At 64.9% G+C, this 24,089-nt stretch carries 24 protein-coding genes; 13 read left to right on the top strand and 11 right to left on the bottom strand.

Translation table 11 applies throughout. The features are described from left to right. The first annotated feature begins 16 nt into the window (after nt 1-16). The gene (locus tag J2X38_RS21555) at nt 17-1,555 is read left to right on the top strand and encodes a M20/M25/M40 family metallo-hydrolase (RefSeq protein ID WP_405053480.1); all 1,539 of its coding nucleotides are present in this window, start codon (nt 17-19) and stop codon (nt 1,553-1,555) included. A 146-nt stretch (nt 1,556-1,701) separates the two neighbouring features. On the opposite strand, the gene J2X38_RS21550 is transcribed toward J2X38_RS21555, so the two are convergent. After that, on the bottom strand, nt 1,702-2,883 hold the full coding sequence (locus tag J2X38_RS21550) for a DUF481 domain-containing protein (RefSeq protein ID WP_310257356.1): 1,182 nt from the start codon (nt 2,881-2,883) through the stop codon (nt 1,702-1,704). A gap of 133 nt (nt 2,884-3,016) precedes the next feature. Between J2X38_RS21550 and J2X38_RS21545 the strand changes: the two genes are divergently transcribed. After that, nucleotides 3,017-3,292: a hypothetical protein gene (locus J2X38_RS21545; protein WP_310257354.1), complete on the top strand. Its 276-nt coding sequence runs from the start codon at nt 3,017-3,019 to the stop codon at nt 3,290-3,292. A gap of 7 nt (nt 3,293-3,299) precedes the next feature. Here the strand turns inward: J2X38_RS21545 and J2X38_RS21540 are convergent, their stop codons facing one another. From J2X38_RS21540 to J2X38_RS21525, 4 genes are all read right to left on the bottom strand, one after another. Continuing rightward, on the bottom strand, nt 3,300-4,223 hold the full coding sequence (locus tag J2X38_RS21540; RefSeq protein ID WP_310257350.1) for a TraB/GumN family protein: 924 nt from the start codon (nt 4,221-4,223) through the stop codon (nt 3,300-3,302). Between the two features lie 11 nt (nt 4,224-4,234). Further along, complete coding sequence (locus J2X38_RS21535; RefSeq protein WP_310257348.1) at nt 4,235-5,359, bottom strand: MBL fold metallo-hydrolase; 1,125 nt, start codon at nt 5,357-5,359, stop codon at nt 4,235-4,237. A gap of 4 nt (nt 5,360-5,363) precedes the next feature. Further along, a complete protein-coding gene (locus J2X38_RS21530; protein WP_058539946.1) occupies nt 5,364-5,999 on the bottom strand; it encodes a DUF1013 domain-containing protein in 636 nt (211 codons plus the stop codon). 104 nt (nt 6,000-6,103) lie between these two features. Then, entirely contained in the window at nt 6,104-7,024 is a 921-nt protein-coding gene (locus tag J2X38_RS21525) for a LysR substrate-binding domain-containing protein (RefSeq protein WP_310257346.1), read from the bottom strand. A 105-nt stretch (nt 7,025-7,129) separates the two neighbouring features. Here J2X38_RS21525 and J2X38_RS21520 point away from each other — a divergent pair, with 105 nt between their 5' ends. Then, nucleotides 7,130-7,864, top strand: coding sequence for an NAD(P)H-dependent oxidoreductase (locus tag J2X38_RS21520; protein WP_310257344.1), 735 nt, complete (start codon nt 7,130-7,132; stop codon nt 7,862-7,864). Here J2X38_RS21520 and J2X38_RS21515 read toward each other — a convergent pair. From J2X38_RS21515 to J2X38_RS21505, 3 genes are all read right to left on the bottom strand, one after another. Next, nucleotides 7,846-8,466: a glutathione S-transferase family protein gene (locus tag J2X38_RS21515; protein WP_310257341.1), complete on the bottom strand. Its 621-nt coding sequence runs from the start codon at nt 8,464-8,466 to the stop codon at nt 7,846-7,848. The genes J2X38_RS21520 and J2X38_RS21515 overlap by 19 nt on opposite strands. Nucleotides 8,467-8,555: 89 nt before the next feature. Beyond that, nucleotides 8,556-9,119, bottom strand: a complete 564-nt coding sequence (locus J2X38_RS21510) for a hypothetical protein (RefSeq protein WP_310257339.1) — start codon at nt 9,117-9,119, stop codon at nt 8,556-8,558. A 72-nt stretch (nt 9,120-9,191) separates the two neighbouring features. After that, nucleotides 9,192-10,193 carry an NAD(P)H-quinone oxidoreductase gene (locus J2X38_RS21505; protein ID WP_310257337.1) on the bottom strand — a complete coding sequence of 334 codons (1,002 nt, stop codon included), beginning with the start codon at nt 10,191-10,193 and terminating at the stop codon, nt 9,192-9,194. Between the two features lie 117 nt (nt 10,194-10,310). Here J2X38_RS21505 and J2X38_RS21500 point away from each other — a divergent pair, with 117 nt between their 5' ends. Further along, nucleotides 10,311-10,508: a DUF1192 domain-containing protein gene (locus J2X38_RS21500; protein ID WP_137894000.1), complete on the top strand. Its 198-nt coding sequence runs from the start codon at nt 10,311-10,313 to the stop codon at nt 10,506-10,508. A 178-nt stretch (nt 10,509-10,686) separates the two neighbouring features. Here the strand turns inward: J2X38_RS21500 and J2X38_RS21495 are convergent, their stop codons facing one another. After that, nucleotides 10,687-12,159, bottom strand: coding sequence for an ATP-binding protein (locus tag J2X38_RS21495; protein WP_310257335.1), 1,473 nt, complete (start codon nt 12,157-12,159; stop codon nt 10,687-10,689). 110 nt (nt 12,160-12,269) lie between these two features. On the opposite strand from J2X38_RS21495, the gene J2X38_RS21490 reads away from it, so the two are divergent. The 7 genes from J2X38_RS21490 to glnA all read left to right on the top strand — a co-directional run bounded on the left by J2X38_RS21490 (nt 12,270) and on the right by glnA (nt 20,875). After that, the gene (locus tag J2X38_RS21490) at nt 12,270-12,530 is read left to right on the top strand and encodes a hypothetical protein (RefSeq protein WP_310257332.1); all 261 of its coding nucleotides are present in this window, start codon (nt 12,270-12,272) and stop codon (nt 12,528-12,530) included. 57 nt (nt 12,531-12,587) lie between these two features. Beyond that, complete coding sequence (locus J2X38_RS21485) at nt 12,588-12,803, top strand: hypothetical protein (RefSeq protein ID WP_310257330.1); 216 nt, start codon at nt 12,588-12,590, stop codon at nt 12,801-12,803. Nucleotides 12,804-13,072: 269 nt separating this feature from the next. Beyond that, nucleotides 13,073-15,415 carry an ATP-dependent Clp protease ATP-binding subunit ClpA gene (clpA, locus tag J2X38_RS21480; RefSeq protein ID WP_310257328.1) on the top strand — a complete coding sequence of 781 codons (2,343 nt, stop codon included), beginning with the start codon at nt 13,073-13,075 and terminating at the stop codon, nt 15,413-15,415. A 170-nt stretch (nt 15,416-15,585) separates the two neighbouring features. Next, nucleotides 15,586-16,425, top strand: a complete 840-nt coding sequence (gene map, locus J2X38_RS21475; protein WP_310257326.1) for a type I methionyl aminopeptidase — start codon at nt 15,586-15,588, stop codon at nt 16,423-16,425. Between the two features lie 212 nt (nt 16,426-16,637). Then, a complete protein-coding gene (locus J2X38_RS21470) occupies nt 16,638-18,824 on the top strand; it encodes a PQQ-dependent dehydrogenase, methanol/ethanol family (RefSeq protein ID WP_310257324.1) in 2,187 nt (728 codons plus the stop codon). A gap of 228 nt (nt 18,825-19,052) precedes the next feature. Continuing rightward, on the top strand, nt 19,053-19,391 hold the full coding sequence (locus J2X38_RS21465) for a P-II family nitrogen regulator (protein WP_037518110.1): 339 nt from the start codon (nt 19,053-19,055) through the stop codon (nt 19,389-19,391). A gap of 71 nt (nt 19,392-19,462) precedes the next feature. Beyond that, nucleotides 19,463-20,875 (top strand): type I glutamate--ammonia ligase, encoded by a 1,413-nt coding sequence (glnA, locus tag J2X38_RS21460; RefSeq protein WP_056368135.1) that lies wholly within the window; start codon nt 19,463-19,465, stop codon nt 20,873-20,875. A gap of 65 nt (nt 20,876-20,940) precedes the next feature. Here glnA and J2X38_RS21455 read toward each other — a convergent pair whose 3' ends face one another. Further along, nucleotides 20,941-21,591 (bottom strand): hypothetical protein, encoded by a 651-nt coding sequence (locus J2X38_RS21455; RefSeq protein WP_310257322.1) that lies wholly within the window; start codon nt 21,589-21,591, stop codon nt 20,941-20,943. A gap of 5 nt (nt 21,592-21,596) precedes the next feature. Then, nucleotides 21,597-21,809 carry a helix-turn-helix transcriptional regulator gene (locus J2X38_RS21450; RefSeq protein ID WP_058537802.1) on the bottom strand — a complete coding sequence of 71 codons (213 nt, stop codon included), beginning with the start codon at nt 21,807-21,809 and terminating at the stop codon, nt 21,597-21,599. A gap of 146 nt (nt 21,810-21,955) precedes the next feature. On the opposite strand from J2X38_RS21450, the gene J2X38_RS21445 reads away from it, so the two are divergent. Further along, nucleotides 21,956-22,474 carry a hypothetical protein gene (locus J2X38_RS21445; RefSeq protein ID WP_310257320.1) on the top strand — a complete coding sequence of 173 codons (519 nt, stop codon included), beginning with the start codon at nt 21,956-21,958 and terminating at the stop codon, nt 22,472-22,474. A gap of 104 nt (nt 22,475-22,578) precedes the next feature. Continuing rightward, nucleotides 22,579-24,060, top strand: a complete 1,482-nt coding sequence (locus J2X38_RS21440; RefSeq protein WP_310257318.1) for a PQQ-dependent sugar dehydrogenase — start codon at nt 22,579-22,581, stop codon at nt 24,058-24,060. Nucleotides 24,061-24,089 lie beyond the last annotated feature (29 nt).

The following is a 24,089-nucleotide window of genomic DNA, read 5'->3' as shown; positions in this document are numbered from 1 at the left end:
AGCAGGCAGGGGACGCATGATGGATTTCCGTGAGCTTAACCGACTGAACCGCCGCGACATGTTGCGCGGCACCGCGATGCTGGGGGCGGGTGCCGCGTTCATTCAGCCCGTTCCGCTCTGGGCGCAGTCAGGTACGATGACGGATATCCGCAAGGCCGCCGAGGCGGGCAAGGATGCGTCGATCAAGCGCATCCGCGACTGGATCGCCCTCCCCTCGATCGCCGCCGAAAATCGCAGCATGCCCGAGGGCGCGGCCTATATGGCCGAGCTCGCGAAGGACGCGGGCTTCACCAATGTCGAGATCGTGCCGACCGACGGCCATCCCGGCGTGTTCGGCACGATCGATGTCGGCGCGAAGCGCACGCTCGGCATCTATTTCATGTACGACGTCAAACAGTATGACCCGGCCGAATGGTCGTCGCCCCCGCTCGAGGGCAAAATGGTCGAGCGCCCCGGTTTCGGGCAGGCGATCATGGGCCGCGGCGCGGTGAACCAGAAGGGGCCCGAGGCGACTTTCCTCGCCGCGCTCCACGCGATCCGCGCCGCGGGGCGCAAACTGCCGGTCAACATCGTGCTCGTGTGCGAGGGTGAGGAGGAGATCGGCTCGCCGCACTTCCGCCAGATCGCGACCAAGCCCAACATCCTTGCCGCGCTCAAGAAGTGCGAAGGCATCTTCATTCCCTTCGCCTCGCAGGGCAAGACGGGCAACGTCACGGTCAACCTCGGCTCGAAGGGGATCATCGAGCTCGAACTGATCGCGAGCGGCGAAAAATGGGGCCGCGGTCCGAAAGGCGATGTCCATTCGAGCCTCAAAGCCATGGTCGATTCGCCCGCATGGCGGCTGGTGCAGGCATTGCAGACGCTCGTCACCCCCGATGGCAACAAGCCCGCGATCGAGGGCTGGTTCGAAAATGTCCGCCCGCTCACCGAGCGCGAAAAGACGCTGATCCGCGAAGCCGCGAAGGCGGGCGACGAGGCGCAGCAGAAGGCGGCGCTCGGGGTCACCCACTGGATCGACAACCTATCCTACGACGACGCGCTGACCCGCCTCGCGCAGGAACCGACGGTCAATATCGAGGGGCTGGTCGCGGGCTATACCGGCCCCGGCGGCAAGACGGTGCTGCCCGGCAAGGCGGTCGCCAAGCTCGACCTCCGCCTCGTCCCCAACCAGACGCGCGCCGAGGCCGAAAAGAAGCTGCGCGCGCATCTCGACAAGCATGGCTTCACCGATGTCGAGGTGAATGTGTCGGGCGGCTACGATCCGACCGAGGTTGCCGAGGACAGCCGCCTCGTCCGCTCGGAACTCGCGACGTACAAGAAGCTCGGCGTCGCGACGAGCCTCAACCCGCGGATGGCGGGCAGCTGGCCGGGATCGACCTTCACCGCGCCGCCGGTGTCGATCCCCGCGGCGCATTTCGGTATCGGCCACGGATCGGGGGCGCACGCCCCCGACGAATATTTCCTGATCGACTCGACCAATCCCAAGGTCGCGGGGCTCGTCGATGCGACGATGGGCTTTGCCGAATTCCTCTATGTGCTCGCGAGCATCAAATAAGCGGAGCGCTGATCCTCCCTGTGGCGAAGCCATGGGGAGGTGGCAGTGCGAAGCGCTGACGGAGGGGCTATAACGCGGCCCCTCCACCACTCGCTACGCGAGCGGTCCCCCTCCCCATCGCTGCGCGACAGGGAGGATCGAAAAACCTAAAACCCGTAGACCAGCGTAAACCGCGTCTGCGTGTCGACGCTTTCGATGCCCGGCGGCGGGCTTGTGTCGATCTGCGCCGAATAGGCGATGCGCGCCGACAACGCGCCGGTCAGCTTGGCGCTGAGCGCGGTCTGCGAGCTGGTCGACCCGTTGGCCTCGCCGATGATCGTCGATGCGACCTGTGTCAGCCGCAGCGTCGGCGAGATCTGCCAGCCGAAATCGAGCCCCGCGAGCGCGGTCAGTTCGGTGTCCTCTTCGCCGTTCACGAAGTCGGTCTGGCGAAACGCCGGGCCGCCCTTCAGGCTCAGCGTCATCTTCTTGCTATCGACGACCTTGTAGCCGAGCCCGCCCGACAGGTTCCAGCGCGTGTCGTACCCGAGGATCCGGTCATGTTCCCAGCGGCCGAGGCCAAAAGCAAAGGTGCGGTCGTTGATCCGATATTGCGGCTCGATCTCGCTCAGATAGCGTTCGACCGACGTCTTGCCGTTGGTGCGCTGGTAATCGGCCTGCGCGCGAAACTTGTGCGTCCAGTCGATCCCCTTGCGCGCGAGCGCGACGCCGGCGCTCAGCCCGACGGACTCGGTGTTGCCGCTGCTCTGCGACGCACCGATCTGCCCCTCGCCCTTCCAGTTCTGCCAGAATTTCGACGCGGCCAGTCTGGCGCGCTCGGCCGCCGCCGCCTCGTCCCGCAGGCGCTTTCGTTCGGCGCGATAGGCGAGGAGCCGTTCCTCGATCTCCGCTGCATTCTCGGGATTGGTTTCCTTCGCGAGCTTTGCCACCGCCTCGACATCGGCATCCTTGGCGGTCGCCATCGCGGCAGCGAGCATATTGCCCACCGGGTCGGGCGGCGTCTCCGGGGGATGCTCGCTGCGATAATAAGCGAGAAGTGCGTCGATTTCGCCGATATTACGCGGGTTGGTCCGTCTGGCGACCTTGGCCACCGCTTCGACATCGTCATTGTCGCCGCTCGCAAAGGCGGCGTCGATCATCGCGCGCACCGCGTCGGGCAACACCGGGTCGGGCTCCATCAGTGCCGTGGGAATCGGATTGGCGAGTACCGGGTCGACGAGCACGGGGTTCGGCTGCGGCGGATCGACCGGTTCCTGCGACGCGTGCGCCGACGGCACGGCAAGAGCAAGCGGCAGGCAAAGCGCGGCCAGGCGGGGGAGAGTTGTCACCGAAGACGTCCTTCTCTGGGGGGCAGGAGCCGGGTTCGTTCGATCGTCCGCGCGGGGCCGGTGCGCGAACGATGCGTCCCTATAAACCGAAAGTTGCTGGCATTTCCACCCCGCGTCCCCCATTTGCAAACCTATGGTTATCGCGCTCATCGCCATTTTCTGTGCCGGTGTCGGCAATTTCGCGATGCACCGCGCCTTCATGGAAAGCGACGACCCGCTGATCCAGCAGATGGTCAAACCACTTGCCGAAAAGGTCGGGCCGAACATCACCTATGTCTTTGAATTCCTGCTGCTCGTCGGCGCGATGGCGATTGCGACGCGGAACTGGTTCACCGCGCTGATGCTCTATGGCCTCTATACGATCTTCAACGCGATGGCGTTCAGCTGGATCATGCAAAGACCGCGATAGGCCGTGACTACCAGGCCGGGCCGGTGATCGGCAGGCCTTGCGCCTTGAGCCGGTCGAGCACGCCGTCCTTTTCGGCCAATATGCGCAGCGGAACCACCGCGAGCGTCACGCCGGGCTGCGTGGTCGCATCGCGGATCGCACCGACCCACGTCTGACGCAGCTCGGGACCGAAGCTGTCGTTCGTCCACGGCCAGCAGCGCCCGAGCGCTTCCTCGAGCGGGCTCGCCATCACCGCGGGCACGTCGAATTCGGTCCACGCGCGGCCGCGCTCGATCACCACATCGCCGCCCGCCTCGACCGCCGTCATCGCAGCTTCGAGGCAGGGGATATGCGTCTCGGGCGCCGCGGCGAACAGATTGTCGAGCATATCCTCGCCGCGCACTTCGCCGACGGGCTGCGTCGGAATTTTCGATTGCCGCGCGGCCTTGCGCACGACGTCGGACGCGTCGTCGGCGCTGTCCTTGTTAAAGGACAAGCGTTTCGAGAGCAGGTCGAACGCCGTCATCAGGAAATTCGAGCGCGCATAGTCCTGATCGAAGCGCGTTTCGAGCGCATGGAGCCGCTGCATCTGGCGCACATCGAGATAGTCGGCGGCGACACGCCCCTTCGGCAATTTGGTGAGCCCGCCGCCCTTGAAGATCAGCCGCAGGATGTCGCCCGGCGACACCTTCGCCTTGGTGCCGAGGATGGCGCGCTGCGCGCGATCGGTCGCGCCTTCGAGCCGCTCGGGCCGCCACGGCGTTGCCTTCGGAACCGCCGCGATCTCGCCGACGAGGATGACGACGCCGGTCGGCGTCTGGATCGTCCACATCGGCGCACCCGAACGGCGCGCGGTGACAACAATCTCGTCATTCGCCTGATCGGCGGCCGCCGGTTCGGTCGCCCGCGCGGCAGGCGATGCCATCGTCGCGGCCGCGAGCAGTATCGCCATCGCACACCGCATCAGGCTACGCCGTGATACCACCATACGCCATCACGGTCCTCGCGCTGCACGCGCCCTTCGACCTCGAGCCGTTTGAGATGCGCGAGCGCTTCGCCCGTCGCGAGCCCCTGATTATGCTCGCCGATCGGGCGATTGAAGAGCAGCGGAAAACTGTCGACCGCGCGCATCGGCGTCTTCGCCGCCGCTTCGGCCAGATTGTAGAGCCGCATGCGATGCTCGTCGCGCAGCGCCATCAGGCGGACGTGCAGCCCCTTGAACGGCTCGCCATGCGCGGGGCAGGTGACGACATCGGCGGGCACCGTCGCGAGCAATTTGTCGATCGACGCGAGCCATTCGCCCAGGGGATCGGCGTCGGGTTCGGTGATATTGACCGAAACGTTCGAGCTGATCCGCGGCAGCACCTGGTCGCCCGAGACGAGTACGCCCTCTTTCTCGTTCCACAGGCACGCATGTTCGGGGCTGTGCCCCGACCCGGTGACGACGCGCCACTGGTGCGCGCCCATGTCGAGGCGGTCGCCATCCTTGATCCGCACATAGGAGCGCGGCAGGGTGAAGATCATTCGCTGGAACATGTTCCAGCCGCGCGCTTTGGACGCCTCGATCGCCGCTTCATCCCAGCCCGCGGCGCGCGACTGCGTCAGCACCTCGTCGGGGGCGGTGTCGGACGAATCGGCGACGATCGCGCGCGCGGTGAGCATCTCGCCGCGCGTCATCCACAATTTGACGTCCTGCTTCTTCGCGATCCAGCCCGCGAGGCCGATGTGGTCGGGATGGAGGTGCGTGCCGATCACGCGCGTGATGCGCTTGTCCTTCAGCGCGCCGGCATAAAGTGCCTTCCACGCATCGGAGCACATCGTCAGGCAGATGCCGGTATCGACGACGGCCACGCCGTCGCCATCATCGAGCAGCCAGCTGTTGATATGGCCGAGCGACCCCGGCATCGGGATGCGCGCCCAGCTGATCCCGTTCGCGATACGGATCGTCTCGCCCGCGCCCGGCGCGGCTTCGCCCCACGGATAGGTGAGACCCGCATGGCTCGTCGCGGTAAAGCTGTCGTCCTGGGTCAGCGAAGCATCCGGCGAGCCGCTGGCCGCCGGGATATTATCCTCGTCGCCGCCTGACATGCGGTCAGGCTTCGCCGTCGGCTTCGGCTTCTTCGGCAGCGCGCGCTTCGTTCGCGGCGGTGCGTTCGGCGCGCAGCTCTTCGAGCAGCGCTTCGCGGTCGCCCTCGAAACGGCTGTCCTCGGGTGCCTTGATGCCGGCCTTCTTCGCCGCCTTGGCGACGAGCGCATCAAGCTCGCGCTGCGAGCAGAGGCCGAGCGTCACCGGATCCTTGGGCACGATGTTCGCGCTGTTCCAGTGGCTGCGGTCGCGGATCGCGCCGATCGTGTTGCGGGTGGTGCCGATCAGCTTGCCGATCGCGCCGTCCGACACTTCGGGATGGTTCTTCAGGATCCAGGCGATGCCGTCGGGCTTGTCCTGGCGCTTGCTGACCGGGGTATAGCGCGGGCCGCGGGTGCGGCGAATCGTGTCCTGCGCCTGCTTGCTCATCTTGAGCTTGTAGTTCGGGTCCTTCTGGCCCTTTTCGATTTCTTCCATCGACAGCTCGTGCGCGCGGACGGGGTCGCGGCCGGTATATTTGGTCGCGGCGGTCTCGTCGGCGATTGCCTGCACTTCGAGGATGTGGATGCCGCAATATTCGGCGATCTGGACAAAGGTGAGGCCGGTGTTGTCGACCAGCCAGGCGGCGGTCGCGTGCGGCATCAGCGGGGTGGCATCGGCGTTGGCCATGACGGAAACTCTCCAAGCGGAAATAATAAGGGCCGCCCCTTGCGAGGCGGCCGTTCGGCGGTTGATGTAGACCTGTTTTAGGCTGCGGGCAAGGGGTGGTCGCCCGCGGCGAAGCCCGCGACAGATTCGACGAGCCACGCGCAAACCGCGCGCACATCAGCGCAGGCCATGTTCGCGGGCGTCGCAAGCATATGGTAGCTCTCCCCTTCGATGACCGGGCCAAAGGGATGGACCAGCAGCCCCGCATCGATCTCCGGCCGGGCGAGGATCAGGCTGCCGATCATAACCCCATGCCCGGCGACCGCCGCCTGTACGGCGTGATCGTCCGAACTGAAACGCGGCCCTTCGTCGACGGCCAGCCCCTCCATCCCGGCAAGCCGCGCCCAACGCCGCCAGTCGGACGCATTGGCGGGCTGGCGCCATTCGACGTGCAGCAAAGTGGCGCGCGCGAGATCCTCTGGTCCGGTGAGGCCGAGCTTCGGGCTGCAAAGCAATCCGAAGCGTTCCGAAAAAAGCGGCCGGCCGACCAGCCCGTCAAAGGGCCCGCGACCATAACGAACCGCGACATCGGCCAGCCCCGCCGCCAGATCGACCGGCTCGTTCGAGGAATGCAACCGCAGGTCGAAATCGGGAAAGCGTTCGCGAAACGAGCCGAGCGCGGGCAGCAGCCTGCGCGCCGTGAACTGGATCGTCGCGGTTAATGTCACCGCCGCACGCCGGGACCCCGGCGCGAGATCGGCAAGCGCCCGGTCGAATGCATCGAACCCGTCGCGCAAGGTCGGATATAATCGCTCGCCCGCTTCGGTCAGCGCGACCTGCCGCACCTGGCGCGTGAACAGCGCGAGCCCCAGCACATCCTCCAGCAGACGAATCTGGTGGCTGATCGCCGTCGGCGTTACCGCCAGCTCACCGGCTGCTCGCTGGAAACTGAGATGACGCGCCGCCGCCTCAAAGGCGCGCAACGCCGCCAGCGGCGGCAATTTCCGGTTTCGTATCATGGATGAGGAAAATCGATCCATTGGCTGAAGTATTCGCGTTCGACTGCGCCAATTATAGGGGAATATATGCGTCCAGTCATCCCATCAAATGAACTGGATTATTCCATGAACGCTCCCGAAAGATCGCCCCTTCGCCTACTTCACATCGATTCCAGCGCCCGTCCGGGCGTTTCGGGCCGGGACCGGCATGGCTCGCACAGCCGGCGGCTGGGCGACCGCCTGATACGCCGCTGGTCGAGCGCGCGACCGCAGGATGAGATCGTCTATCGCGACGTCGGCCTCACTCCGCCGTCGCATGTCGACGCCGAATGGATCGCCGCCGCTTTCTCCCCGCCCGGCCGGCGCAGCGACGAACAGCGCGCGCGGCTGGCCGAAAGCGACCGGCTGGTCGCCGAACTGATGGCGGCGGATCTCGTCGTCGTCGGGGCGCCCATGTATAATTTCGGCATGCCGGCACCGCTGAAGGCGTGGCTCGACAACATCGTTCGCGTCGGCGTCACGTTCGGTTTCGACCGCGCGCGGGCGGGCGAGCCCTATTGGCCGATGCTGCCCCCCGGCAAGCGGCTGGTCATCCTCGGCGCGCGCGGCGATTATGGTTATGATCCGGGCGGGCGCCAGGCTGACGTCAATTTCGTCGAGGCCAGCCTGAAAGCGCCGCTCGCCTATATCGGGCTTCGCGATACCGATTCGATCGCGGTCGAATTTGACGAGTTCGCCGACGAACGCCTCGCCCAATCGATCGCCGCCGCGGAAAGCAGCGTCGATGCGCTGGTGGACCGGCTGGTTGCCGAACTGGGCGAACACGCTTGCCGATCTGACCGCTATCCCATCTTTACATAGCCGGGCTCGGCCTCGACCCGCGCCAGCCAGCGCTGTACCGCCGGATAGTCGGACAGCGCGAAGAGCCCGCCCTCCTCGGCGACATGCGTATAGGCATAGAGCGCGATGTCGGCGAGCGAGAGGCGCTGACCCGCGAGCCAGTCGTGCGCGGCGAGATGCTCGTCCATCAGCTTCAGCGCCGCGGCCCCCGCCGCCTGCTTCGCCGGGATCAGCATCCGCTGCGCGTCGCTCAGATTGTCGGCGCCGATCCACTTCATCCAGAAGCGCAAGGTCGCGACATTGGGTTCGTGATTATATTGCTCGAAGAACATCCAGTGCAGCATGTCGGCACGCTCGAACCGGTCATAGGGGACGAGGTGCGTCCCGTCGGCGAGCCAGAAGCAGGCGGCATTGCTTTCGGGCAAGAATTTGTCGCCGACCTGCAGCACCGGGATGCGACCATTGGCGTTGACGTTCGCGAGGAAGTCGGGCGTGCGCGTCTCGCCCTGCATGATGTCATATTCGCGCCGTTCGATCGGGCAATCGAGCAAAGCCGCGGTTAGCCGGATCTTGTAGCAATTGCCGCTCGCGGCATATTCGTGAAGGATCGGCCTGTCGCCCATTGCAGCCCCCATCGTGATGAATCGCCGCCATCCCCCCACACCGCGGCGACGCCTCTATGCGGCGCGCGCGCGGTGCCCGCAAGCGGGCGTTACGGACCGCAGCGCCACAGCCCCGCGAAGACGCGCTGCGCGCCGTCGGCGCGGTCAGCGGTCAGCGTCGCGGGACGCGGCGGCGACTCGCCACCGCCCGCGGCGGGGCCGACGAGCGCGACGCGAAGCTCAAGCCCCTTGGCAAAGAATTTGGTGCCCTTTGCCATCGCATCGAAGCCGCCATTGGCCGACGCTGCTTCAATCGTATCGCCGACCTTCACGATGCCGCGCGACGGCTCGGTGGACGCGACGTCGCCCTGCGCGTGCAGGATCGGCTGCGCGGCTTCGTCGGCGGCGAAGCTGCACGCGAGCTCGCCTTTCAGCTTGGCGCCACTGACATCAGCTTCGGTGAGCGCCGCGAGTTCGATCGGCGACCCGTCGCCGCCGCGCGTCGGAATGTCGGCGGGCTTGATCGCGGGCACCGGTTCGGCCGCCCTGCCCTCGGGCACGACGTCGCCGTCATAGGATGCGGTCGGCGTTTTTTCGGTTTCGGCGGGCCCGGAACAGGCCGCAAGGGCAAAGGAGAGAGCGGTGGCGGGAAGCAACAAACTACGCATCTTCATTAGGAGAGATCATCCTCTTTTGATTGGCCCCCACTCGCTCAACCACCGATCCTTATCGAATGTTCCCTCGGTTCACCCCACGCGGAGCACGATCTTCCCCACATGCTCGCCCGCCTGCATCCGCGCGTGCGCCGCGGCGGCTTCGGCGAGCGGGAAGGCTTGATCCATCGCCGGCTTCCACCCGCCTTCGGCGAGCCGCTGCCAGAGCGTGCCATGGATTTCGTCCGCCAGCGCTGCCTTGAAATCGGCGCTGCGCGCGCGCAGCGTCGAGCCGGTCAGCGTCAGCCGGCGGCGCATCACATCGGCGATGTCGAATTCGACCTTCGCGCCGCGCTGGAACGCGATGGTGACATGGCGCCCATCCTCGGCGAGACAGGCGAGGTTGCGCGGCAGATAGTCGCCGCCGACCATGTCGAGCACGACATTGACGCCCTTGCCGCCGGTGAAGCTCTTCACCGCCTCGACATAATCCTCGGCCGAATAATCGACAGCCAGATCCGCACCGAGCGCGGTCGCGGCGGCGCATTTGTCGGCGCTCCCGCACGTCACGATGACCTTGATGTCGAACAGCTTGCAAAGGCCGATCGCGGTCGTCCCGATGCCGCTGGTGCCGCCGTGGACAAGCACCGTCTCGCCGTCGCGCACATAGCCGCGCTCAAAGAGGTTATGCCACACGGTGAAGACGGTCTCGGGCAGCGCCGCCGCCTCTTCCATCGAAAAGCCCTTTGGCACCGGCAGACAGCTTCCGGCGGGCGCGGTGCAATATTCGGCATAGCCGCCGCCCGCGACGAGCGCACACACCGCCTGCCCCAGAAGCTCGGGATCGCCGCCGGGACCGGCCGCGACGATCGTGCCCGAAATCTCCAGCCCCGGCAGGTCCGATGCCCCCGGCGGCGGCGGGTAAAATCCCATGCGCTGGAGCACGTCGGGGCGGTTGACCCCCGCCGCGGCGACGCGGATCAGCACCTCGCCGGGGCCAGGTTGCGGCACCGGGCGCGTTGTCGGTTGTAGCACTTCGGGCCCGCCCGGCGCACTGATGGCGATGGCGGTCATCTCTACTGGCACGCTGGTCACGCTGCTTTTCCCCCACTGGTCGTTCGTCCCCTACCCCCTGCCTCGCCTTATTGACAGAGCCGCGACACGGGTCAACAGTCGCGCGCCTTTTAACCTTAGGGACCAGGAGGATGCGCCATGGACGATGACGACCTTCCCCGCCGCCGCGACGATGTGTTGACGGCGCTGATCAAGCAGCCGCTCGATCCGCTGTCGGTCGACGAACTGGGCGAACGTATCGAAATCCTCGAAGCCGAAATCGAGCGCGTCAAGGCGCACCGCAGCGCCGCGACGAGCCAGAAAGCGGCCGCCGAGGCACTGTTCAGGAAGGGCTAGGGATCAGCCCCAATATATCGTCATTCCCGCGAAGGCGGGAATCCCGCTTTTCTCTTACGTCTTTTTGCGCCTTTGCGCCTTTGCGCGAAACCTGAAAAATCTCACACAAAGGCGCGAAGGCACGAAGAAGAAAGCGGGATTCCCGCCTTCGCGGGAATGACGAAGGGAAAGGACCCTTCTACTCCGCCTCAGTGCTCAGCCCCAACTCGGGAATGCCGATCGAGCGGCGGCCGCCGAAATCGGCGCGCACGACGATGACGCCCTGCTTTTCCATATATTCGACCAGCCGGCGGATGCGCCCCGGCGAACGGCTGCCATAGGCGCGGCCGAGAATGTCGTCGTCGGGGCAGGGTTCGCCGTCCATCGCGGCGCGCGCAATCTGCAGGAAGGGCGCGAACATGTCGTGCGGCAGCCGGTCGGCGACGGCAAGCATTTCGCGCCAGCGCGGCTCGGACGGATCGAACACGCCTCCTTTTGCCAGCGCGAAGCGGCGGCGGAAGGCGGCGAGATCGAGCGGCACCTTCTTCAATTTCTGCATCCGGCAACGCACCGAAAAATCCTGGTAGAGATAGGCTTCGGGCTGGAAAGCGCTGTCGGGGTCGGCCAGCATCTCCTCGAGCATCGCGATCACCACCGCGTCGCTCTGTTCGGCTTCCTCGACCGCGTCGATGATATCGAGCACTGGCGGCGCATCGACATCCTCGTGCAGCCCCTCGCTCGCCGCGATCCGCTCCAATAGCTCGCTCGCCGCAACGGGCTCGGGCTCGGGCGCAAAGACGCGTGGCGCCACCGGCGCCTCCATCTCGGTGAACAGCATCGAACGCATATCCTCGCCGCCTGCCGACGGCAGCGGCATCAGGCTGTGCGTCCCCATCCGCGTCGCGGTCTGCGTCGACCCGATGCGCACCGACAGCGGCCGGCGCGAGATCGCGGGGCCGAGCCCGAGGAAATGCCCGCGCTCGAGGTCGCGGATCGCCTCGGCCTGCCGCCGCTCCATCCCGAGCAGGTCGGCGGCGCGCGCCATGTCGATGTCGAGGAAGGTGCGCCCCATCAGGAAATTGCTCGCCTCGGCGGCGACATTCTTCGCCAGCTTCGCGAGCCGCTGCGTCGCGATCGCGCCGGCAAGGCCGCGCTTGCGCCCGCGGCACATCAGGTTCGTCATCGCCGACAGGCTCGCGCGGCGGACATTGTCGGCGACGTCGCCCGCGACGCTCGGCGCGAACATCTGCGCCTCGTCGACCACCACCAGCGCGGGAAACCAATGCTCGCGCGGCGCATCGAACAGCGCGTTGAGGAACGCCGCGGCACACGTCATCTGCGCCTCGATATCGAGCGATTCGAGGCTGAGGATGATCGAGGCGCGATGCTCGCGGATGCGCGCGCCCATCGCCGCGATCTCGCGCTCGTTATAATCGCCGCCGTTGATCACGACATGGCTGTACGCATCGGCGAGCGTCACGAAATCGCCCTCGGGATCGATCACGATCTGCTGCACCAGCTCGGCGCTTTCCTCGAGGATGCGGCGCAGCAGGTGCGACTTGCCCGACCCCGAATTGCCTTGGACGAGCAGCCGCGTCGCCAGCAGCTCCTGGACGTTGATGTGCACGCCCTGCCCGGTGCTGTCGGTTCCGATCTCGATGCTGGTCTTCACGGACGCCGCCCTATCGGGGCGCTTGGGCAAAGACAACCGGGCGGGTCTTCGGATCGCCCGATTTTGCCGCGCGGCCTTGCCAAGCGGCACGAACGGGCCAAAAGGGCGGCATGGATTTCGACGACCAGCTCCGCCGCTATTTCGGCACCGCCGACCTTACGGCGGTCCACCCCGAGGCGCACGCCGCGGGCACCGAACGCATGCGCGTCGACTTCGGCCTGGAGACCAATCCCGGCCGCCGCTTCGCTTTATGGGCGCTGATGTACATGCTCGGCGTCGCGCCCGACCTCGATGTCGCGTTCAAGGACGAGGGTGAGCGCAACACGGCGCGCGATTTCATGGATATGGTGGATCGGGCAGGCGAGAGTTGATCCTGACATCCAGAAGCGACCGGTTGCAGACATCCCGCGAGCCGTTATGATGTTCGCATGAGCCGAAGCAAGCACCAGACATTAAAGAGCATTCTGGACGGCCAGCCCAAGGGCCGGGTCACGGCGATGTTCGCTGAACGCGACCACGACGCGATGGAGCGGATCGCGAAACGCGCTATAAAGAACGCGGCCTTGCGGGGGAGGCGTGACGGCAGAATGGCCCCCACAGATGATGACGGGCATGTGGCCGCCCCCGACGACAGCAGCAACTAACCGCTCCTCCCCATCGTCACCCCGGACTTGATCCGGGGTCCAGAAGGCGAAGACGGCCATGGATCCCGGATCAAGTCCGGGATGACGAAGCGGATTGTAGCGACGCCTCACCCAATTCCTCAACGCCCCGTTAACTACACCGCAACCCCCGTCATCGTAATTTCACAAAGCCATCCGCTTTTCCCTTGCGATGGGGCGGCGGCATCGCCACGTTGCATTTCTAAGGGGGCCGCTCTCCCCGGCCTGGTCCCCGCAAGGAGATGAAGACCATGCCGTCCTTTTCGGAAAGCCTCGAAAAGACACTACATAACGCACTGAAGGCCGCTTCGGAGCGTCACCACGAATATGCGACGCTCGAGCATCTGCTCTACGCGCTGATCGACGACGATCATGCCGCCGAAGTGATGCGCGCGTGCGGCGTTGCGCTCGACGACCTGCAATCGGCGGTCGTCCATTATCTCGATACCGAACTCGACAGCCTGAAGGTCGAGGGGCACAGCGACCCCTCGCCGACGAGCGGATTCCAGCGCGTTGTTCAGCGCGCGATCCTGCACGTCCAGTCGTCGGGCAAGGATGAAGTGACGGGCGCCAACGTCCTCGTCGCACTCTTCTCCGAACGCGAAAGCTACGCGGTCTATTTCCTGCAGCAGCAGGATTTGACGCGGCTCGACGCGGTCTCCTACCTCAGCCACGGCGTCGGCAAGGGCGGCAAGCCCTCGCCGCAGGCCGAGCCCGAGGAAAAGGAAGAGGCGAAGGACAAGGACAGCGGCGGCAAGAACAAGAAGGAAACCGCGCTCGACCAGTTCACCGTCAACCTCAACGAAAAGGCAAAGGTCGGCAAGGTCGACCCGCTGATCGGCCGCAATGCCGAGGTCGACCGCACGATCCAGATCCTCTGCCGCCGGTCGAAGAACAACCCGCTCTATGTCGGTGATCCCGGCGTCGGCAAGACCGCGATCGCCGAGGGTCTTGCGCGCAAGATCATCGAGGGCGACGTGCCCGAGGTGCTGCTGCCCGCGGTGATCTATTCGCTCGACATGGGCGCGCTGCTCGCCGGCACGCGCTATCGCGGCGATTTCGAGGAGCGGCTGAAACAGGTCGTGACCGAGCTCGAAGGCTTGCCGCACGCGATCCTCTTCATCGACGAGATTCACACCGTCATCGGTGCCGGCGCGACGAGCGGCGGCGCGATGGATGCATCGAACTTGCTCAAGCCCGCCTTGTCGGGCGGCGTGATCCGCTGCATCGGCTCGACGACGTACAAGGAGTTCCGCAACCATTTCGAAAAGGATCGCGCGTTGCTCCGCCGGTTCCAGAAGATCGACGTGGTCGAACCGACGCTCGAGGACACCAAGAAAATCCTCGCGGGCCTGCGCAGCGCGTTCGAGGCGCACCACCAGGTGCGTTACACGCAGGATGCGATCAACGCAGCGGTCGACCTGTCGGCGCGCTATATCAACGACCGAAAATTGCCTGACAAGGCGATCGACGTGATCGACGAGGTCGGCGCGATGCAGATGCTCGTCGCCCCGTCGAAGCGCAAGAAGACGATCACCGCCAAGGAGATCGAGGCCGTGATCGCGACGATGGCGCGCATCCCGCCCAAATCGGTGTCGAGCGACGACAAGGCGACGCTCGCCAGTCTCGAAACCGATTTGAAGCGCGTCGTCTTCGGTCAGAACACCGCGATCGAAGTGCTGTCGTCGGCGATCAAGCTGAGCCGTGCGGGCCTGCGCGATCCCGAAAAGCCGATCGGCAACTATCTCTTCTCGGGCCCGACCGGCGTCGGCAAGACCGAGGTCGCCAAGCAGCTCGCGTCGATCATGGGCATCCCGCTCCAGCGTTTCGACATGTCCGAATATATGGAGCGCCACTCGGTCAGCCGCCTGATCGGCGCGCCTCCGGGCTATGTCGGTTATGATCAGGGCGGGCTGCTCACCGATGCGATCGACCAGAATCCGCATTGCGTGCTGTTGCTCGACGAGATCGAAAAGGCGCATCCCGACCTGTTCAACATCTTGTTGCAGGTCATGGACCATGGCCGCCTGACCGATCATCACGGCAAGACGGTCGATTTCCGCAACGTCATCCTGATCATGACGACCAATGCGGGCGCGAGCGACATGGCGCGCGAAGGCATCGGCTTCGGCCAGTTCACGCGCGAGGATGTGCAGGAGGAAGCGGTGAAGAATCTCTTCACCCCCGAATTCCGCAATCGTCTCGATGCGATCGTGCCCTTCGGTTACCTGCCGCCCGAAGTGGTCGCACGCGTCGTCGACAAGTTCATCCTCGAACTCGAACTGCAGCTTGCCGACCGCAACGTCCACATCCAGCTCGACGATGCGGCGCGCGAATGGCTGACCGGCAAGGGCTATGACAAGCTCTATGGCGCGCGTCCGATGGGCCGCCTGATCCAGGAAAAGATCAAGCAGCCGCTCGCCGAGGAACTGCTCTTCGGCAAACTCGTCCACGGCGGCGAGGTCAAGGTGAAGATGAAAACCGGCGACGATGCCAAGGTCGGCAATCCGCTCGCCTTCGAAATCGTCTCGGCCCCGCCCAAGGCGAGCAAGGGCAAGCCGAAAGCCGACAAGGCAAAGAAGTCGGCCGAATAATACCTGCTCCCCTCCCGCCTAGCGGGAGGGGCAGCGAGACTTGCGGGCTTGCCCGCTAGTCGCAGCGGGGAGGGCTTGGCGACGCTACAGCCCCCTCCCCAAACCCCTCCCGCAAGCAGGAGGGGCTTACTGCCCTCGCAATTCGGCGCCACATCGCCTATATCGCTCTTATGTACGACTATGTCTCCGTAACCGCCGACGAAGCATCGGCGCCTGCCCGCGTTCGCGACGGCACGATCAAGCTGCACGACGAGGCGGGCTTTGCCGGCATGCGCAAGGCGGGGCGGCTGTCGGCCGAAATCCTCGACGCGCTCGTTCCCTTTGTCCAGCCCGGCGTGACCACCGCAGAAATCGACGACCTCGTCCGCACGATGATGCTCGACGGCGGCGGCATCCCCGCGACCTTGGGTTATCGCGGCTTCACGCACAGCTGCTGCACCAGCATCAACCATGTCGTGTGCCACGGCATCCCCGACGACAAGCCGGTGCGCGAGGGCGACATCGTCAATATCGACGTGACGACGATCATCGACGGCTGGCACGGCGACACGAGCCGCATGTATCTGGTCGGCGACGTGCCGATCAAGGCGAAGCGCCTCGTCGAGGTCACCTATGAATGCCTGATGCTCGGCATCGAGCAGGCGAAGCCCGGCAACCGCATGGGCGACGTCGCGCACGCGATCCAGACGCACGCCGAGCGCCACCGCTATTCGGTCGTCCGCGATTTCTGCGGCCACGGGCTCGGCCAGATGTTCCACGATGCGCCCGAAGTCGTCCACGCCGGGCGCCCCGGCACCGGCCCCGAACTGCGCCCCGGCATGTTCTTCACGATCGAGCCGATGATCAACACCGGCAAATATGCGGTGAAGATGCTCGCCGACGGCTGGACCGCAGTGACCCGCGACCGCTCGCTTTCGGCGCAGTTCGAACACAGCATCGGGATTACCGAGACCGGCTGCGAGATTTTCACCGCGAGTCCGAAGGGTCTGAACGCGCCGCCCTGGCAATAATTCCTTCTCCCTTGATGGGAGAAGGATACGAAGCCTTGCCGCAAAGCGGCTAGGCGGAGTTGGATGAGGGGGTGATGGTGCTTCCATACGCCGCCATTCGGTGCGGGCCGAGACCCCACCCCCACCCCCCATTTTCCCGCTTGCACCCGTGCGCCTTCGCGCGCAGTCTTGACGTTAACGTCAACGATAGGCGTCGAACGGGAGAGCAAGGGATGGCGAAACGGGTCTGGACGGCCGCGCTGCTGGGCTGCGCGGCACTGGCATTGGCTTCATGCAACGCATCGAAGAACGACAGCATCTCAGGCGGCGGATCGCTCGACGACGCCGAAAAGGCCAGCGAAACCCTGCTCAAAACCGGCGGCAACGGCGATAACTGGGGCGCGATCGGCTACAGTTATGACGAGCAGCGCTTCAGCCCGCTGACCGATATCAACGACAAGAATGTGGGCGAGCTCGGCATCGCGTGGACCGCCGACCTCGAGGATGCGCGCGGACAGGAAGCAACCCCGGTCGTCGTCGACGGCGTGATGTATGTCACCCACGCCTGGTCGAAGGTATCCGCCTGGGACGCCGCGACCGGCAAGTCCTTGTGGAAATTCGATCCCAAGGTCCCCGGCGAGCGCGCGGTTTCGGCCTGCTGCGACGTCGTCAACCGCGGCGTCGCCGTGTGGGGCGACAAGCTGTATGTCGGCGCGCTCGACGGCCGCCTGATCGCGCTCGACAAGAAGACAGGCAAGGAGCTGTGGTCGACGCAGACCTTTGACGCGTCGAAACCCTATACGATCACCGGCGCGCCGCGCGTCGTGAAGGATATGGTGCTGATCGGCAACGGCGGCGCCGAGTTCGGGGTGCGCGGCTATGTCACCGCCTATGATGCCGACACCGGCAAGGAACGCTGGCGCTTCTACACCGCGCCGAATCCGACGAAGGCGAAGGATGGCGCCGCATCGGACGACATTTTCGCGAGCGAGGGCAATGCGACCTGGTCCGACAAGGGCGAATGGCAGACCTCGGGCGGCGGCGGCACCGTGTGGGACGCGATCGTTTACGACAAGGATCTCGACCAGATCTACCTCGGCGTTGGCAACGGCAATCCTTGGAACCATGGCACGCGTTCGAATGGCGAGGGCGACAACTGGTTCCTCTCCTCGGTCGTCGCGCTCGACGCCTCAACTGGCAAGTATAAATGGCACTATCAGGAAACCCCGGCCGAAACGTGGGATTATACCGCGACCCAGCCGATCATCCTCGCCGAGCAGGCGGTGAACGGCAAACCGGTCAAGGTGCTCTACCACGCGCCGAAGAACGGCTTTTTCTTTACGATCGACCGCAACAACGGCAAGCTGATCGACGCGAAGCCCTTCGTCGACGGGATCAACTGGGCGACCGGCTACGACATGGCCACCGGCCGCCCGATCGAAAATCCCGAGGCGCGCTTCTACAAGACGGGTAAGCCCTTCATCGCGATCCCCGGTGCGCTCGGCGCGCATAACTGGCACCCGATGAGCTATAATCCCGCGACGGGTCTCGTCTACATTCCGGCGCAGCAGATCCCCCAAGGCTATCTCGCCGACATGACTGAACTGGACAAACGCAAGGTCGTCGGCTTCAATATCGGTTCGTCGCTGACCGCGACGATGATGCCCGACGACAAGGCGGCGTATCGCGCCGCGGTCGCCGCCACGACCGGTCGCCTCGTCGCCTTCGACCCGCGCACCGGCAAGGTCGCGTGGGCGGTCGACCATCCCGCGGCGTGGAACGGCGGCACGATGACGACCGCGGGCAATCTCGTCTTCCAGGGCACAAGCACCGGGCGCTTCCGCGCCTATGCCGCCGACACCGGCAGGCAATTGCTCGATCTCGACATGCAGTCGGGGATCGTCAGCGCGCCCTCGACCTTCCGCGTCGGCGGCGTTCAATATGTTGCCTTCCAGACGAGCAAGGGTGGCGCCTTCCCCCTCGTCGCCGGGGTTGCGGGCGGCGTGACGCGCAAGGTGCCCAATATCCCGCGCCTCGTCGTGATGAAGATCGGCGGCACGGTGAAGCTCCCTGCCCCGCCGGCCGCGGCGGCGCTCGCGTGGAATCCGCCGCCGCAGTTCGGCACGCCCGCGCAGGTTGCGGCGGGCAAGGCGCATTTCGGCCGCTATTGCATCGTCTGTCACGGCGACAGCGCGATCGGCAACGGCTTCACCCCCGATTTGCGCGTCTCGGGCACGCTCACCAACGCCGATGCGTGGAAGTCGGTGATCGTGGACGGTGCGCTCAAAGACCGCGGGATGGTAAGCTTTGCGAAGGTGCTGACGCCCGCCGATGCCGAGGCGATTCGCGCCTATGTCATCGAGCGGTCGAACTGGACCAAGGCCAATCTCGCCGACGCCTCGGCCCCGATGGGACGCTGACTGCTCAAAAATTGGGCAGTCAAAGAACGCCGTTGCCCACCCCTTGGGCAGCGGCGTTCTTTCGTTTCAAATTTCTTACCAGAACCCCGCGATTCGCCAATTGGCACGGCTTTTGATTGGTGCAAGATGGCGGGACATCGCACCGACTCGACGGCAGACCGGACCAGGCACGCCTGATCCGGCTTGACGCGCAAGGAGCGGCGGCCAGCCCAAAGGGGGACGAAAAGCGTGAAGAAGATTGAGGCGATCATCAAGCCGTTCAAGCTCGACGAAGTGAAGGAAGCGCTGCACGAAGTGGGTGTCAGCGGCATCACCGTCACCGAGGCCAAGGGTTTCGGACGGCAGAAGGGTCACACCGAGCTGTATCGCGGCGCCGAATATGTCGTCGACTTTCTGCCCAAGGTGAAGCTGGAAGTCATCGTCGAAGACTCGATGGCCGAACGTGTGGTGGAGGCGATCGCCGCCGCCGCGCAGACCGGCCGCATCGGCGACGGCAAGATCTTCGTCATTCCGGTCGAGACCGCGCTTCGCATTCGCACCGGCGAACGCAACGAGGACGCGCTTTAATCACTCGCACTTTTCCTACCCTCAACAATCCCCGGCACGCCGGACCATTTCGCAAGAAGGAAGCATAGACGATGGCTACGAAGCCCAAGGATATCATCGCGCGGATCAAGGAAAACGACATCGAGTGGGTCGACCTGCGCTTCACCGACCCCAAGGGCAAGTGGCAGCATTTGACCATGGTCGCCTCGGTCCTCGGCGAGGACGAACTCGAAGACGGCCTGATGTTCGACGGCTCGTCGATCGAAGGCTGGAAGGCGATCAACGAGTCGGACATGATCCTCAAGCCCGACCTCGACGCCGTCTATGACGACCCCTTCTCGGCGACCCCGATGCTTGTGATTTTCTGCGACATCGTCGAGCCGTCGACCGGCGAAGGCTATGCCCGCGACCCGCGCACCACCGCGAAGCGCGCCGAGGCCTATGTCGCCTCGACCGGCATCGGCGACACCGTCTATGTCGGCCCCGAAGCCGAATTCTTCATGTTCGACGATGTCCGTTTCGAAACCGGCTATAACAAGTCGGGCTTCGAGATCGACGACATCGAGCTGCCGACGAACACCGGCCGCAGCTATGAGGGCGGCAACCTCGCCCACCGTCCGCGCGCCAAGGGCGGTTACTTCCCCGTCGCGCCGGTCGACAGCGCCGTCGACATCCGCGCCGAGATGGTCTCGACGATGCTCGAACTCGGCCTGCCGTGCGACAAGCATCACCATGAAGTCGCCGCCGCGCAGCACGAGCTTGGCCTGACCTTCGGCACGCTGACCGAAACCGCCGACCGCATGCAGATCTACAAATATGTCGTGCACCAGGTCGCGCACGCCTATGGCAAGACCGCGACCTTCATGCCGAAGCCGATCAAGGACGACAACGGCAGCGGCATGCACACCCACATCTCGATCTGGGAAAAGGGCAAGCCGCTCTTCGCCGGCAACGGCTATGCCGGCCTTTCGGACATGTGCCTCTATTTCATCGGCGGCGTCGTCAAGCATGCCAAGGCATTGAACGCCTTCACCAACCCGACGACGAACAGCTACAAGCGCCTCGTCCCCGGCTTCGAAGCCCCGGTGCTGCTCGCTTATTCGAGCCGCAACCGTTCGGCCTCGTGCCGCATTCCGTACGGCGCGGGCGCCAAGTCGAAGCGCGTCGAGTTCCGCTTCCCCGACGCGATGGCGAACCCTTATCTCTGCTATTCGGCGCTGCTGATGGCGGGCCTCGACGGCATCCAGAACAAGATCCACCCGGGCGACCCGATGGACAAGAACCTCTATGATCTGCCGCCCGAGGAACTGAGCGAAGTCCCGACCGTCTGCGCGTCCTTGCGCGAAGCGCTCGACAGCCTGCTCGCCGACCACGACTTCCTGCTCAAGGGCGACGTGTTCAGCAAGGACCAGATCGAAGCCTATGTCGAGCTGAAGTGGGACGAGGTCTATCGTTTCGAGCAGACCCCGAGCCCGGTCGAATTCGACATGTACTACAGCGCCTGATCCTTACGGCTCAGCAACGCTACGGAGGGCGTCCGGTTCGGGGGAACCGGGCGCCCTTTTTCGTATCAGCGCGTCATCATACCGCGCCGCCCGATCGCAACGAACGCGCCAAGGAGCATCATCGCTGCGAGCGTCGAGACGACGTCGATCGGGGTCAGCGTTACGCCCCAGCCGAGAAAATCGGCGGCCGCCCACATCGTGAGCAGCGCCCAGCTGAGGCAAAACGCCCAGAAACAGCCTTCGAGCCCCAGTTGATGGTTGAGTTCGTCGAAATCGTTCCGCCAGCGCCACGATGCAATCGCGCCGCCGGAGAAAGCAATCAGCAACAAACCCATGGCGACGCCGGGCGGGACAGGTCCAGCAGCGAAACCGGGGCCGCGCGCCAGCGCCAGCAAGACGAGCACCAAGCCGATCGCGGCCATCGTCACGGTCGATCGGATCATACCCCGCCGTTCGTCGCGCAGTTCGTTGGCGTCGCCGACATTCAGCATGGCCGCGCCGGCTCGCGGTGCTGCGAGGCCGAAGCCGACGAGCGCGGCCATCAGCGCATAGACGACGCCCACGGCACCCAGCGCGAGGCGCGAGGGCCCCATCGCATCGAGCAGGTCCGATCCTGCAGCGGCCAGCAGGGCCGCCATCGCGGCGCCGCCAATGAATGCACCACCCAGCATCCGCATCGCCGATCGTTTCCACGTTGCGGGCTGGTTCTCGGTCATGCTGTTCATCCTTCAATCTCCGGTGTCCAATGATCGATAAACAGTTCGCGCACCTCGAGCCCGAACAGGCGGGCCATGCGAAGCGCGAGCGGCAGGCTGGGGTCGTATTTGTCGGTTTCGACCGCATTGATCGTCTGACGCGACACGCCGAGCCGGCGGGCCAGTTCGCCCTGGCTCCACGCCGCCTTCTCCCGATATTCGCGAACCCGATTTTCCAACAGCCGACGCCCTTCCTGTAAAGAGTTCTTTACACAACACTAGCTGGGCTGTCAAACATTCTTTACAGCCCTCAATCCTTCGCGATTACGCTTTGGTAAGCCGTGCGTGCTAAGAGGAGGCCTGTCTTTTCCGGGGGAAATGCTCGATGTTTCGCATGATAATTCCGATTGCCGCGATGCTGCTGGCGACCGGCTGCGGCAAGATGGCCGAACTGGTGAACCAGACGCGGACCGTCGCGGCGCCGCGCGAACAGGTGTTCGCCAAGATGTTCGGCAACGACAGCGCCTTCACCGGCCTGCCGCTCGTCACCAACGGCGGGTCGACGCGCCTCTACGAACTTGTCGTGCAAAAGGGCGAGCCCGGGTTCGAACAAATGGTGCCCGACGAGCGGCCCGAGGCGCAAAAGGTAAAAATTGCGGTCGCGATGGAAATCCCGCGCGAAGCGCATCTGATCTACAGCGTCGACGACGGGGCGCTGACGACGGGGCTGAAATTCACGTTCGACGAAATGGCGCCCGATCGCACCAAGGTCGCCTTCACGATCGACGATCTGACGGGACATGGGTCGAAAGGACTTATGGTCAACCGCTCCGCGCTGCAGAAGATCGCCCGCGACGCGCTCGACAAGCTCGACGATTTCGAAGAGGTCAAAGAACCCGCCTGAGGCGGCAGCGTTCCAACAATATTGAAAACCGGCGGACTTGTGGTCGCCGCCGGCGAATGGCAGGTTGCATTTTGGGTGGGCTCAATCGCGAAAGGCTATTTGCCATGCGGATGCGCGTCCTTGCTGCCCTCACCCCCTTGATCCTGGCCTCGTGCGGCGGCGGCGGAAGTGGCGGCGGCACCCCGCCTGCTGCGAACGTCCCACCGACTTTCACCTCGCTCCAGACCGCCAGCGTGACCGAAAACACCGCCGCCGCCTATCAGGCGACCGCGAGCGATCCCAACGGCGACGCGCTGACCTTTGCGATCGACGGCGGCGCTGACGCGGCGCTGTTTTCAATCACGGCCGCCGGAGCACTGCGCTTCAACAGCGCGCCCGATTACGACCTGCCCGGCGATGCCAATGGCGACAATGTCTATACGGTCCAGCTCCGCGTCAGCGACGCCAGCGCCAGTGCGACGCAAACGGTCAACATCACCGTCACCAACAGCCGCGAGGGCATCGCTGTCGCGCGCGTCGGCACCGGTTTCAGCCAGCCAACCTATGTTCTCGGCATTCCGGGCAGCAGCGACGTCTATGTGCTGGAAAAGGCCGGCAGGGTCTATCGCCTGAATCCCTCGACCGGCGTGAAGACATTGCGCTTCACGGTCGGCGATCTCTCGACCGACGGAGAGCGCGGATTGCTGAGCATGGCGCTGCTACCGAATCCGGCGAATTCCGATCGCTTCATGATCTATTGCACCAATGCCGCGGGCGATATCGAGATTCGCGAATATGGAACCCTCTCCGGAACACCGCAAATATTGGCGAGACTCACGATACCGCATCCCGGCGCGAATAATCATAATGGCGGTTCGATGGTCTTCGGTCCCGACGGTTTTCTCTATGTCGGGGTGGGCGACGGCGGCGGCGCGGGCGATCCCGGCAACAATGCCCAGAACCCCAATTCACGGCTCGGCAAGATATTGCGGATCAGGGTCGTCGAAGATCCCTATGCGGGTGCGTCGCCGACCTTTTTCACCCCGGCGCCCGGCAACCCCTATATCGGCGGGGGTGGCGATCCGTACGTCTATGCACTTGGCCTCCGCAATCCGTTCCGTACCTCCTTCTCGGGCTCGGCGCTGATCATCGGCGACGTTGGGCAAGGCGCGGTCGAAGAAATCGACCTGGTGACGACCACCGCGCCGGGGCTGAACTTCGGCTGGCGCTTCAAGGAAGGGACCCAGCCTTTCACCGGCACGGCACCCGGCGGGCTCACCGACCCGGTCGCCGAATATGGCCATGGCAGCGGTCCGCGGCAGGGCAATTCGATCACCGGCGGCTATGTCTACCGCGGCCCGGTGACGTCCTTGCGGGGTCAATATGTCTTCGCCGATTTCGTCTCGGGCAATATCTGGTCGGTGCCTTTCGCCAGCCTCGTCCCCGGCCAGACGCTCGCCTCCTCGCGCTTCGCGCGGCGGAACGAGGATTTTGCACCCGACGCCGGGACGCTGAATTCGATCGCCTCGTTCGGCGAGGACAGCGCGGGCAACCTCTTCCTCATGAGCATCGGCGGCGATATTTTCATGGTCCGCCCCGGAACCTGAGCGGGTTCCCGGCTATTTCCTTGCGGGGG

This window comes from Sphingopyxis sp. BE235 (genome assembly GCF_031457175.1).
In the GTDB taxonomy this organism is placed as follows: Bacteria; Pseudomonadota; Alphaproteobacteria; order Sphingomonadales; family Sphingomonadaceae; genus Sphingopyxis.
This window is presented reverse-complemented; position numbering and strand designations above follow the sequence as displayed.